General features: G+C 69.0%; 3 protein-coding genes. All 3 read left to right on the top strand.

The genetic code is table 11. From position 1 onward, the window contains the following. The coding region (locus ABWI07_RS44320) for a hypothetical protein (protein WP_353822232.1) at window positions 1-183 on the top strand (183 nt) is incomplete at its 5' end. Next, the gene (gene ehuD / locus ABWI07_RS44315; RefSeq protein WP_353822231.1) at window positions 180-830 is read left to right on the top strand and encodes an ectoine/hydroxyectoine ABC transporter permease subunit EhuD; all 651 of its coding nucleotides are present in this window, start codon (window positions 180-182) and stop codon (window positions 828-830) included. The genes ABWI07_RS44320 and ehuD, both read left to right, overlap by 4 nt. Next, window positions 820-1,096, top strand: a 277-nt coding sequence (locus ABWI07_RS44310; RefSeq protein WP_353822230.1) for an ATP-binding cassette domain-containing protein, incomplete at its 3' end; no start/stop codon positions are given. The genes ehuD and ABWI07_RS44310, both read left to right, overlap by 11 nt.

Here is a 1,096-nt window from a genome sequence, read left to right as displayed (position 1 = left end):
ATCCTGGTCATGTACTTCGTGCTCGCGTTCCTGCTGACCCGGGTGATGCGCCTGGGGGAGCGCAGGGCCAAGGCCGGCATCGGGCAGTCCCCGGCCGGCGGCGCCGCCGTGACGCAGAAGACCGGCCTCGGCCCGCAGCAGGACTTCGCCCGCAGCTGGTCCGGCCCCGGAGGTGCCTCGTGAACTGGAACTGGTCCACGCTCGGCGACTTCATGCCCCGGTTCTGGGACGGTGTCCTGGTGACGCTCGAGGCCCTGGTCCTCGGCTCGCTGATCGCCTTCGCCCTCGGACTGGTCTGGGCCCTCGCCCAGCGCTCGTCGCTGAAGGCGGTGCGATGGCCCGTCCTGGCCGTCACCGAGTTCATCCGCAACACCCCGCTGCTCGTGCAGCTTTTCTTCTTCTTCTACGTCCTGCCCGAGTGGGGCATCACCCTGTCCGCGCTGGCCACCGGCGTGATCGGCCTGGGCCTGCACTACTCCACGTACACCGCGGAGGTCTATCGCGCGGGCATCGACGGCGTTCCCGTGGGCCAGTGGGAGGCGGCCACGGCGCTCAGCCTGCCCCGTTCGCGCACCTGGACCGCGGTCATCCTGCCGCAGGCCCTGCGCCGCGTCGTGCCCGCCCTCGGCAACTACGTCATCGCGATGCTGAAGGACTCGCCGATGCTCATGACCATCGGCGTGCTGGAGATGCTGGGCGAGGCCCGCCAGTTCGGTTCGCGGACCTTCCACATGCACGAGCCGATCGTGCTCGTCGGCGTCGCCTTCATCGTCATCGCCTACCCCGCCTCCCTTCTCCTCCGAGCTCTGGAGCGCCGCCTTGCCCGCTGACACCACCCCCTCGACACAGACGGCCGGCCCCACGGTGGACGGCGACGAGCTGATCCGCTTCGAGAAGGTCACCAAGAGCTTCGGGTCCCACACCGTGCTGGACTCGCTGGACTTCTCCGTCGACTCCGGCAAGCACGTCACCCTGATCGGCCCGTCCGGCTCCGGCAAGACGACGATCCTGCGGCTGCTGATGACGCTGACGAAGCCCGACTCGGGCACGATCAGGGTCAACGGCGACTACCTCACCCACGAGGAGAAGAACGGCG

The organism is Actinomadura sp. NPDC000600 (genome assembly GCF_040492135.1).
Classification (GTDB): Bacteria; Actinomycetota; Actinomycetes; order Streptosporangiales; family Streptosporangiaceae; genus Spirillospora.
The sequence above is the reverse complement of the archived record's forward strand: the minus strand, read 5'-3'. Positions and strand labels throughout refer to the sequence as shown.